At 64.2% G+C, this 10172-nt stretch carries 9 protein-coding genes; all 9 read right to left on the bottom strand.

Annotation, left to right across the window (positions count from 1 at the left end; genetic code table 11):
• Positions 1-24: 24 nt before the first annotated feature.
• The 9 genes from IVA87_RS01200 to IVA87_RS01240 all read right to left on the bottom strand — a co-directional run bounded on the left by IVA87_RS01200 (position 25) and on the right by IVA87_RS01240 (position 9895).
• Positions 25-747, bottom strand: a complete 723-nt coding sequence (locus tag IVA87_RS01200) for a GntR family transcriptional regulator (RefSeq protein ID WP_247307656.1) — start codon at positions 745-747, stop codon at positions 25-27.
• Positions 744-1139 (bottom strand): oxalurate catabolism protein HpxZ, encoded by a 396-nt coding sequence (gene hpxZ, locus IVA87_RS01205; RefSeq protein WP_247307654.1) that lies wholly within the window; start codon positions 1137-1139, stop codon positions 744-746. The genes IVA87_RS01200 and hpxZ overlap by 4 nt, the downstream gene beginning before the upstream one ends.
• A gap of 10 nt (positions 1140-1149) precedes the next feature.
• Positions 1150-2544, bottom strand: coding sequence for an AtzE family amidohydrolase (locus IVA87_RS01210; protein WP_247307652.1), 1395 nt, complete (start codon positions 2542-2544; stop codon positions 1150-1152).
• Between the two features lie 7 nt (positions 2545-2551).
• On the bottom strand, positions 2552-2743 hold the full coding sequence (locus tag IVA87_RS01215; protein WP_247332407.1) for a DUF4089 domain-containing protein: 192 nt from the start codon (positions 2741-2743) through the stop codon (positions 2552-2554).
• A gap of 17 nt (positions 2744-2760) precedes the next feature.
• On the bottom strand, positions 2761-4545 hold the full coding sequence (locus IVA87_RS01220) for an ABC transporter ATP-binding protein (RefSeq protein WP_247332408.1): 1785 nt from the start codon (positions 4543-4545) through the stop codon (positions 2761-2763).
• Positions 4546-4648: 103 nt separating this feature from the next.
• Entirely contained in the window at positions 4649-5548 is a 900-nt protein-coding gene (locus IVA87_RS01225) for an ABC transporter permease (protein WP_247332409.1), read from the bottom strand.
• Between the two features lie 212 nt (positions 5549-5760).
• Positions 5761-6774: an ABC transporter permease gene (locus tag IVA87_RS01230; RefSeq protein ID WP_247307644.1), complete on the bottom strand. Its 1014-nt coding sequence runs from the start codon at positions 6772-6774 to the stop codon at positions 5761-5763.
• Between the two features lie 151 nt (positions 6775-6925).
• Positions 6926-8548 carry an ABC transporter substrate-binding protein gene (locus tag IVA87_RS01235; protein ID WP_247332411.1) on the bottom strand — a complete coding sequence of 541 codons (1623 nt, stop codon included), beginning with the start codon at positions 8546-8548 and terminating at the stop codon, positions 6926-6928.
• A gap of 387 nt (positions 8549-8935) precedes the next feature.
• Positions 8936-9895 (bottom strand): aminoglycoside 3'-phosphotransferase/choline kinase family protein, encoded by a 960-nt coding sequence (locus tag IVA87_RS01240; RefSeq protein WP_247307638.1) that lies wholly within the window; start codon positions 9893-9895, stop codon positions 8936-8938.
• Between the last annotated feature and the right edge of the window lie 277 nt (positions 9896-10172).

Here is a 10172-nt window from a genome sequence, read left to right on the forward strand (position 1 = left end):
CCCTACCGCACCGAGCGAGTCGCCCTACACCGACACCGAATAGATCTCATACTCCCCGCGCACCAATTCGATATGCGCGCGCATGGCTGCCGCGGCCCCCTGCTTGTCGCCGCGCATGATGGCGACGACGACGCGGTCGTGCTCAGCTTGCGACTTGGCGAGCCGTCCGAGATTGCGGAACTGGGCGCGGCGGAACGGCTGAACGCGCACGCGGGTGGCGAGCGTGATCTCGGCGATGTAGCCGTTCTGCGATCCCGCATAGATCGCGTTGTGAAAGCGCTCGTTGACATCGTGGAAACGCTCGGGATTGCCGGCATAGCTCAGCACCCGTAGCTCCTCGTGGATGGCCTCCAGACCATGCCGCTCGGCGGCCGACATGCGCTCTGCGGCAAGGCCGGCGCACAATGCCTCGAGCTCCGCCATTGCCTCGAACATGCTCTTCAGCCGCTCGATCGAGGGCTGCGCCACCACTGCCCCACGATGGGCGCGCGCCTCGACAAGACCGCTCGCCACCAGCTGGCGCAACGCCTCGCGCACCGGCGTGCGCGAGACGCTGAAGCGGCGCGCGATGTCGGTCTCGTCGAGCGGCGCCCCGGGAGCCAAAGTTCCACGCACGATCTCGTCGGCGAGCTGAAGACGTAGCTCCTCGGCGCGCGTGACCTTGTGCAGCGATTGTGAGGGACGGTCGACGCGCGGCACCACCGGCTCGACCGGCAGCGCTCCGTGCGGAAAGTCGTCAAGCGTCATACGGTCTCTTTCGGCTCGTCGATGATGCTGACATGGGCGGCGACGACGCGCCAGCCCTCCGGAAAGCGAATCCAGGTCTGCATCTGCCGGCCGACCTTGCCGGGCACGGTGTCGCGATAGAACAAGGTGGAGGCCACGGCCGTGTCGCGGCCATAGCTCGTAATCACGGTCTTCGCGGTGCGCCGGTTCAGGCCGACCGGCGAGCGGCCGGCCCGGAAGCCGGAGATCGCCTCATAGCCGTAGAGGTTCTCGCCGATGCCGTAGCGCAGCGTGCGGGGGTCGTTGCGGAAAAGCTCACCGAGCACGGCGACGTCGTTGCTGACCAGGGCCTGCTCATAGCGCTCGAACGCGGCTCTGACTTCGGCGATCACGTCGGGAAGATCGATCTCCATCTCAAAATCCTCAAAGTCCCCTTGGCGACGGCGCCGATGCCACGCCCATCTTCTCCAGTGCGTACGCGACGCGCAACGCGACGTCCTCGCGCCACGGCGCGGCGATGATCTGCACGCCGATCGGCAGCGGCTCGAGCGGCACCGGCACGGCGACGACCGGAAGGCCGATAAAGGAGATCGGCTGGGTGTGGATGCCGATATTGGCGCGCACCGGCAGCTCGACGCCGTCGAGCGTAAAATTCACCTGGCCAAGCTTCGGCGCAGTGCACGGCGTTGCCGGCGCAAGCAACACGTCGACCGACTTGAAGATTTCGGCGAGCTGGCCGCGATACCAGCGTCGGAATTTTTGTGCGCGGTCGACCAGCGGCGCCGGCACCATGGCGCCCGCAATCAGCCGGTCGCGCACGGCAGGATCAAAATCGTTCGGGCGCTTGCGCAGGCGATCGAGATGCAGCGAGGCGCCTTCGGTGGTGGTAATGACATAAGCCGCCGCGCGGGCGCGCGAGGCTTCGGGAATGTCGACGATCTCAGTCGCGCCAAGCGCCTTGGCAATGCGGCTGACGGCTTCGACCGCTTCCGGAAACACGTTCTTCTGAAAGTGACCGCCGGCGATCGCGATGCGCAAGCCCGAGATGGACTGGCCGAGCAGCGGCGCCACCTGTTCGACCTCACGCGTGCTGCATGCGGCATCGTCGGCATCCGGTCCCTGCATCGCGTCATAGGCGAGCGCGAGGTCGGCGACGGAGCGCGCCAGCGGGCCGAGATGATCGAGGCTCGCAACGAACGGGAACGAGCGCGCCCGCGACAGCCGACCGTACGTCGGCTTCAAACCAAAGATGCCGCAGAACGAGGACGGCACCCGGATCGACCCATTGGTGTCCGAGCCGAGCGCGATCGGCACCAGCGCGCCGCCAACGGCGCTGCCCGATCCACCCGAGGAGCCTCCGGTCATCCGCGTGGTGTCGTGTGGATTGCGCGAGGGACCGTCGTGGATGTTCTCGCCGGTGAAGTCGTAGGCGTATTCGCCCATATTGAGCGCGCCGACCAGCACGGCGCCGGCTGCTTCCATCCGTTCGATCAACGTGGCGTCGCGCCTGGCTGGCGCGAGGTCGCGGTTGATCTTCGAGCCCGCGCGCGTCACGAGGTTAGCTACGTCGAACAGGTTCTTCACTGCAAAGGGCACGCCGGCGAGCGGACCGACTTTCTTTCCCGCCGCGATGTCGGCATCGATCGCGCGCGCCTTGGCGCGGGCACGGTCGGCGGTGACGTCGGTGAACGAATTGAGGATCGTATCGTGCTGCTTGATACGCGCGAGAGCTGCTTCCGTGGCAGCGAGCGCCGACATCCTGCCGCCCGCAACCGCGCTCGCGATCTCAGCAGCGGTCATCTCTGGCTTGATGGTCATGGCGACATCAGGCCGTGAAAATCGGCGCCGGCTCCGTCTCGTCCGGCAGCGCGAATTCGTCGACGAGGCGGCCAAGCCGCAGCGAGACTTCGAGATTGGCGCGAACGGCGGGTCTCCAGGCCTCCTCGACCGGTAGCGCAAGCGCCTTCGATACGGCTTCGATATAGTCGTCGATATGATTGTCTTGCGGCTCGGCCATCACGCTCCCACACTATCTCAGTGAACCTGCATCGGCGGATGCGGGATCGCCGTCAGCAGTTCCTTGGTGTAGTCGTCCTGCGGATCGCTCAAGACCTTCTCGGAAGAGCCTTCTTCGACGATCCGTCCCGTCCGCATCACAATGACACGATCGCACAACAAGCGCACCACATTCAAATCATGCGAGACGAACAGATAACTCATACCTAGGCGCTGCTTCAGGTCCTGAAGCAGATTGAGGACAACGGCCTGCACCGACACGTCAAGCGCCGCCGTCGGCTCGTCCAGGATCACGAGTTTTGGATGCAGGGCGATGGCGCGGGCGATGCCGACGCGGGCCTTCTGGCCGCCGGACAATTGATGCGGGAAGCGATCGAGCAAGTTGTGCGGCAGGCCGACCATCGTGGCCAGCTCCTCGCAACGGGCGCGCAGCGCGTCGCGCCCGCTGATGTCGCCGAGCTGCATGATCGGGTCCGCAATGGCGCGCGCGGCGGTGAAGCGCGGGTTGAGGCTGTCGGTCGGGTCCTGGAACACCATCTGGATGCGGCTGCGCTGCGGCAGCCGGGCGAATGCGGCAGGCGCGATGCTGCCGATGTCATCGCCGCCGAACTGGATCAGGCCCGAGGTCTGGTCGAGCAGGCGCATCACCATCATCGACGTCGTCGATTTGCCGCAGCCGGACTCGCCGACCAGGCCGACGCTCTCGCCGACGCGAATCGAGAAGCTGATGCCGTCGACGGCGCGGAACACCTCCGGCTCGACGGGCGGCTTGCGGCCGAACAATTTGCCGAGCACGGCGGTCGCGCCCTGGCGGGAATATTCCTTGACGAGCTTTTCGACGAGGAGGAGGGGCTTTGTACTCTCGTCACCCCCGGGCTTGACCCGGGGGTCCATCGACTGAGAGAGGTCTTTCGAAGTGTGATGGATGGCCGGGTCAAGCCCGGCCATGACGAATGGGGATTGCGCCGCTCCAGCCCCCTCCTCCGGCAGCAAGTCTCGCAACGATACACCCAGCCGCGGCGTCGCGCGCATCAGCTTCTTGGTGTAGGGGTGCTGCGGGCTGGCGAAGATGTCGGCAGCCTTCGCGGTCTCGACCACTCTTCCCTTCTCCATCACCACCACACGATCGCAATAGGCGGCGGCGAGGCCGAGGTCGTGCGTGATCAGGATGGTCGACATCGCACGTCGTTTGGTCAGCTCGACGATCAGGTCCATCACCGCCTTCTGTGTGGTGACGTCGAGGCCGGTGGTCGGCTCGTCCGCGATCAGGAGCTGCGGATTGCAGGCCAGCGCGAGCGCGATGACGACGCGCTGGCACATGCCGCCTGACAGCTCGAACGGATAGGCGTGGTAGCGCTCGCGCGGCCGGGCGATCTTGACCTGCTCCAGCGCCTCGATCGCCTTCTCGCCGTGATCGGCGACCTGGGCCTGCTGCACATGGGTGCGCAAGACGTCCTCGATCTGATCGCCCACCTTGCGGATCGGATTCAGGGCAGCGCGCGGATTCTGGAAGATCATCGAGACCTCGCGGCCGCGCAGATCGCGCATCTGGTCCTCGGTCGCGGCCTTGACGTCGATGCCGGAGAACATGACCGAACCTTCGGCGATCCGCCCCGCGCGATCGAGGATGCGCATCACCGCATAGGAGGTCACCGACTTGCCGGATCCGGACTCGCCGACGATCGCCAGCGTCTCCCCCTTGGCGAGGCAGATGCTGACCTGCTGCACCGCCTTGACGATGCCGCGACGGGTGGTGAATTCGACGGTGAGGTCCTGGACCTCGAGCAGGGGCCGGGCGGTCACGAGGACCTCCCAATCAAAAATGGCGAAAACAACCCCATGCACAGTAGAAGGCACTTGATTTCATTGCAGAATTTCGGTCGAAAATTCGCGCGGACAACAGCCATCACGTTCTCCGCTGCGGGTCGACGATGTCGCGCAGGCCGTCGCCGAGGAGGTTGAAGCAGAACACAGCGATCATCAAAGCAAGGCCGGGGAATAGCGCGATCCACCACTCGCCCGAGACCATGAAGCCCGCACCTTCGGCGACCATGATGCCCCATTCGGCGGTCGGCGGGCGGACGCCGAGCCCGATGAAGGACAGGCCGGCGGCGTTGAGGATGGCGTAGCCCATGGTCAGCGACATCTGCACGATCATGATCGGCATGATGTTCGGCAGGATGTGCACCAGGAGGATGCGGAATTCGCCGTTGCCGGACAGACGTGCCGCCTGCACGAAGCCGGCATTGCGGCGGACATTGGCCTCGGCGCGAGCGACGCGGGCGTAGAGTGGGAAGTTCACGATCGCGGTTGCGAGGATGATGTTCTGCACGGTGTTGCCGAGCGCAGCGACGATGCCCATCGCCAGCACGAACAGCGGGAAAGCCATGATGGTGTCGGCGATGCGGCCGACGATGCGGTCGGTCCAGCCGCCGAAATAACCGCCGGCGATGCCGGCGAGCCCGCCCATCAAGAACACCAGCGCGACGGAGGCGACCGCGATGAAAACATCGAGCCGCGTCGCCACCACGACGCGGCTAAAAATGTCGCGGCCGAGCTGGTCGGTGCCGAACCGGTGCGCCGCCGACGGCGGATTCAGCGCGGCGGCGGTATCGGAGGCGAGCGGATCATACGGCACGACATAGGGGCCGAAGATCGCGGCCAGGAGGATCAGGATGAGCAGCGCGAAGGCGAAGCCCGTGACCTTGTTCTCGCCAAGGACGTACCGGGTCTGATCGAGGATCGCGACGAGGCCGGAGGTCCGCGCAGGACCGACGGGTTCGACCGCAGGCGCAACGGTGCTCATGATGTCGTCCAGATAGCGCTTGATTGAGCTAACGCGTAGCGAAGGTGCCTCACCTCTCCCGCTTGCGGGAGAGGTCGGCGCGGAGCGCCGGGTGAGGGTTCTCTCCTCTTGGGGGTTCTCGATTGTGGAGACACCCTCTCCCCAACCCTCCCCCGCAAGCGGGGGAGGGAGCCCACCTTCCTTGGGGCTCGCAACCGACCAAACCTCATGCGCTAGCCCTCCAGCCTGACGCGCGGATCGATCACGCCGTACAAAATGTCGATCACGAGATTGAGCAGCACGTACATGACGGCCATGGTCAGAACGAAGCCCTGCACCGGCGCGAAGTCGGACGAGATCAGCGCTTCCACCGCATAGGAGCCGATGCCCGGCCAGGCGAACACTTTCTCCACCAGCACGTTGGCACCCAAGAGGAACGAGAACACCATGCTCAACGTGGTGATGACCGGAAGCATGGCGTTGCGGAAGGCGTAGGTGACGATGACGGTCCCCGGCGACAGGCCGCTGGCGCGGGCCGTTCGCACGAACTCCGAAGCCAGTACCGCCAGCATCGAGGCGCGCGTCATGCGCGCGATCGGCGCCAGCGAGAAGATCGCGAGCGTCGTCGCGGGCAAGATCAGCTGGCTCAGCGCGGAGCGAAACGCCTCAATGTCGCGCGCGAGCAGCGTGTCGATCAGGTAGAAGCCGGTTACTGTCGGCGGCGCGCTGTAGAACACGTCGAGCCGGCCGAGCGGCGCCGGCGACCAGCCGAGGCGGAAATAGAAGACATAGACCAGCACGAGGCCGGTGAAGAACACCGGCAGCGACACGCCGGCCGTCGTCGTGACGCGGCAGAGATGATCGATCCACGATCCCGGCCGCGTTGCCGCCAGCACGCCGAGCGGAATGGCGATGGCGATCGAGACGAAGAGGCCGAGCAGCGTCAGCTCGGCGGACGCCGGCAGGCGGTTGCGGATCTCGGCCGCGACCGGCTGGCCGGTGGTCAGCGAGTTGCCGAAATCGCCATGAGCGAGATCGCCCGTGTAGCGGAAGAATTGCTCGATCAGCGGCCTGTCGAGACCGAGCTTCTTGCGGATCTGCTCGACGGCTTCCTTGGTCGCGGCAGGGCCGGCGAAGTAGGCGGCGGGATCGCCTGGCAGCGCGCGCGTCAGCAGGAAGGTGACGATGACGACGCCGATCAGCGAGGGGATCGCGAACATCAACCGCTTGCCGATGATTGCTAACATGCGGCAAGCCTCTCGTTCCGCGGCTCTCGGGCGAATGGCGAATAGCGAGTGGCGAGCAGCAGAACGTCCGCCTCGTTGCACACCATTCGCTACTCCTATTCGCCATTCGCCAGAACGCTATTCACTGTTCGCTATTCGCCATTCACCCTACTCACCCCTTCGCCATCGCGCGGTAATCCAGGCGGCGGTGGAACCAGTATTGGTAGCCGCTGATGTTCTTCTGCATCGCGACGTTGACGAAGGGCTGGTACAGCGGGATGCGCGGAAGGTCGGAATAGGCGAGATCGACGAAGCCTTTTACGTCGGCCTCATAGGCTGCCTTGTCGCCGGTGGCTGCGGCCGTGCGCGCGCCGTCGATGAGCTTGTCCATCTCCGCCGACTTGTAGCTCATCGTGTTGAAGACGGAATTGTTGCCGTGATAGCACCAGTAGAAGAAGTATTCGGGGTAATCGAGCCAGCCCGAGAACACGTTGGTGAAAAGCGGCATCTCCTTCTTGTTCAATTCGGTGCGCCAGTTAGCGCCGGGCACCTTGTTGATGGTGGTCTTGATGCCCAGCTGGGCGAGGCTCTCCTGCACCAGCACGCAGAGCGGCTCGTTGACGCCGGCGAAGTTGAGATCGAATGAGATCGTGGTCTCGAAACCGTTGGCGTAGCCGGCCTCGCTGAGCAGCGCCTTCGCCTTGTCCACGTCGGTGTTGAACTTGTGCGGCTGCGGCCAGGCGACTTCGGTCGGCTTGTCCTTGGGCGCGCCGAACATGGGATTGCCGAGCCCGAACAGCACCGCGTCCATGATCTTCTGATACGGCAATGCATAGGCGATGGCCTGCCGCACCTTGGGATTGTCGAACGGCGGCTTGGTGACGTTCATGCCGATATACTGGATGCCGTTGGAGAACGGCAGCGACACCACATTGAGCTTGCCGTTCGCCTTCATCTCCTGAAAATCCCTGAACGGCAGCTCATACGAGATGTCGGCATCGCCGCGCTCGAGCAGGGCCCTGCGGTTGCCGGCCTGCGGCACCATGCGCCAGATCACGCGCTTGATCTTGGGCAAGGGACCGCCGACCCAATCCTCGTTGCGCTCCATGATGACTTCGGTGCCGGCGGTCCACTTCGTCACCTTGTAGGCGCCGGAGCCCGCGGTCTGCTGCTTGGTGAATTCGAGGCCCCAGGGATCCTTCTCGCTGGCGTTCTTCTTCACCAGCTCGGAATTGACGATGCAGGGCACGATGACCGCGAGATCGGGAATCGTCAGCTTGTCCTTCTTCAGGAAATCGACGCGCACCGTATGGTCGTCGAGCACGACGAACTGCTCCGGCTTGGTCAGCGAGCCCGCGCTCATCTGAAAGGTCGGGAAGCCGCCGACGCTGACAGCGCGGTCGAGCGACCATTTCACGTCCTTGGCGGTGACCGGCGCGCCGTCGTGGAATTTGGCGTTCTTCTTCAGCTTGAAGGTGACCGACATGTCGTCGATCTTCAAGTCCTCGGCGAGCTCGCCCTTGAACTTGTCGCGGTCGTAATAAGGCACGCCGCCGGGTCCGCTTTTCATCTCGTGGCTGATCAGGCGGTCGTAGCAATTCCAGGACACCTCATAGCCGGGCACGTTGGTGCCGACGCCGTGGATGTCGAGATTGTTGGGGCCGCCCTCGGAGACGATCAGTAGCGTCTCGGAGCGCGCATCGGCCTTGGCCGAGGAGATCATCGAGGGCATGGCCGGAAGCGCCGCGCCAGCGGCCAATCCGGAAACGGACTTGAGGAAATCGCGGCGCTTCATGAAATCGCTCCAACACAACGTTTTTGGTTGGAGCCGGATTCGCAAGGTTCGTGCCAAGGCTTAATGGAGGCTTAGCCTGATCCTAAGAGATTGGTATTCCACGAGAATGTAAACAGGAGGCCTCTCAAAGCCGATGCGGCACGCTCCTCTTCTGCATACAAGGACAGGAAATTGCCTAAATATTAGGCCGGCGATACAGAGGCCCATTCAGAAGGCGATAGCAGAATCCCTTGAGCAGGTAGCGTGGCGACCTGCTGAAGCGATGAGGATTGGCCGTCATTCCGGGGCGATGCGCAGCATCGAGCCCGGAATCTATCCAGCCGCAGAATGCGCGGGACAATGATTCCGGCCTTGCCGCTCCGCAGCGCCCCGGACTGTGGGGCGGGATCACCCAGGCCAGATCAGCTCCTGCAATTCGACCAGGTCATTCGCCCTCTCCTGCCAGCCTTCGACACAGATATGGCTGTTGAGGTCGCTGGCGCGGTGCAGCAGCATCAGGGCCATCAGGCGCCGCTTGAGCGCGAAATCGAGCTTTGCATAGCCAAAGCCGTCGAGCAGGCTGCGCACCCTGCCCGGCCGCCCCGCCGCCATGAACGCGCTGGGCCCGAGCAGATCGTAATCGCGCGATCCCGCGAGGACGTCGCCGAAGTCGAACAGGCCGGCGAGCGACCATTGGCCGTCATCACAGGCGAGCAGAAAATTCTCCGGAATGTATTCGCCGATCAAGATCACCGGCGGCGCATCCATTGGAATGAGTTTTGCCGCATCGCGCAGGAGATCTTCCAGACCTCCGAGGAATTTCGGCGCAAGGCCAAGACGCAAGTGCCGCGCCTTACAGCCCTGCATCTGCTGGCGCATGAAATCGTCCCAGCGCGGCTCGATGTGCGCGAGCTCTCCGAGCGGGGCGCGCTGCACGGAGGCGATGGTCTCGCCGATCTGGTGCAGCACGCGCTCCTTCTGGTCTTCCGCCAAGTGCGGCCAGGCCTCCGAGCCCAGCGTGCCGGCAAGGCGCGTGATGATCAGGTATGGCCAGCCGTCGCGCATCCCCTCCGCGACGATCTCCGGAATTGGCAGATGCAAGCGGCCGGCAAGCTGCGTCAGCGAGCCGCGCTCGGAGATGAATTGCGCGCGCAGCAGCGGCGGGAAGATTTTGAGGATGAGTTTTTCACCGAGGCCGATGACGAGATTGGTGCCGGTGGAAAATACCTGGGGCTCGCTGGCATCGAGACCGTGGCCGCGCGCGATGTCGAGCGCGTTTCCCAGCCATTGCGATGGATCAGCGCGATAGACGCGGAAGCTTTCTGCGTCGGTGAAGTGAGGGAGTTGTTGCGACTGCGTGATCGTCATTGGCGCTTACTCATGAGAGGCAGAGTCTTCTTTTGTTGAATTGGTGCAAGCCACGGCGATCGTGCACCTCTCCCGCCTGCGGGAGAGGTCGACGCGAAGCGTCGGGTGAGGGTTTTCTCCTCTAGGGGATTGTCCCGTTGCGGAGACAACCCTCTCCCCTGCCCTCCCCCGCCTGCGGGCAGGGCTATCGCATATGGCGAAGCATACTGAGGAGGAAGGCATCATCCCAGCCCGCGCGCTTGATTTTGCGTCGAATCGAGGCGGTGTCGGGATGAGA

The sequence above is a fragment of the Bradyrhizobium sp. 147 genome, assembly GCF_023073935.1.
Lineage (GTDB): Bacteria > Pseudomonadota > Alphaproteobacteria > Rhizobiales > Xanthobacteraceae > Bradyrhizobium.

Bases quoted from the DNA above. Each gene is read 5' to 3' on its own strand.
- IVA87_RS01200 (WP_247307656.1), bottom strand. From the start codon at position 747: ATGACGCTTGACGACTTTCCGCACGGAGCGCTGCCGGTCGAGCCGGTG.
- hpxZ (WP_247307654.1), bottom strand. From the start codon at position 1,139: ATGGAGATCGATCTTCCCGACGTGATCGCCGAAGTCAGAGCCGCGTTC.
- IVA87_RS01210 (WP_247307652.1), bottom strand. From the start codon at position 2,544: ATGACCATCAAGCCAGAGATGACCGCTGCTGAGATCGCGAGCGCGGTT.
- IVA87_RS01215 (WP_247332407.1), bottom strand. From the start codon at position 2,743: ATGGCCGAGCCGCAAGACAATCATATCGACGACTATATCGAAGCCGTA.
- IVA87_RS01225 (WP_247332409.1), bottom strand. From the start codon at position 5,548: ATGAGCACCGTTGCGCCTGCGGTCGAACCCGTCGGTCCTGCGCGGACC.
- IVA87_RS01230 (WP_247307644.1), bottom strand. From the start codon at position 6,774: ATGTTAGCAATCATCGGCAAGCGGTTGATGTTCGCGATCCCCTCGCTG.
- IVA87_RS01235 (WP_247332411.1), bottom strand. From the start codon at position 8,548: ATGAAGCGCCGCGATTTCCTCAAGTCCGTTTCCGGATTGGCCGCTGGC.
- IVA87_RS01240 (WP_247307638.1), bottom strand. From the start codon at position 9,895: ATGACGATCACGCAGTCGCAACAACTCCCTCACTTCACCGACGCAGAA.